Here is a 364-nt window from a genome sequence, read left to right as displayed (position 1 = left end):
GAGTTTACCCCCGACTTCGACCGGCTGTGCGGGGAACTGGCCGGTGTAATCTCAATCTGGCTCGAAGAAAATGGCATATAACAAGAAGGCACATCTTAGGGACAACATCGAGGCCATCCGCCTGATGTTCCGTCTGGAACGGGAGAGGCGTGCCGCCACACCGGAGGAGCAGACGGTATTGGCCGCCTACACCGGCTTCGGGGGCATCAAGGCGGTGCTGTCCCCCTTCGGCAAGCTCACCGACATCCTCCGCTGGACGCAGAGCGACCGCGAACTCTTTCCCCTTGTGTCGGAACTGCATGGCGTGCTCCGCGAGGGGGCGACGGATGAACGGGAATACAAACGGCTGGTGGACAGTGTGAAG

General features: G+C 60.7%; 1 protein-coding gene. It reads left to right on the top strand.

What is annotated here, in order from left to right:
* Nucleotides 1–70 precede the first annotated feature (70 nt).
* Nucleotides 71–364 (top strand): hypothetical protein (locus M3090_RS15690; protein ID WP_249057816.1); only part of this gene is annotated, 294 nt, incomplete at its 3' end.

The sequence above is a fragment of the Bacteroides sp. ET71 genome, assembly GCF_023336905.1.
Lineage (GTDB): Bacteria > Bacteroidota > Bacteroidia > Bacteroidales > Bacteroidaceae > Bacteroides.
This window is presented reverse-complemented; position numbering and strand designations above follow the sequence as displayed.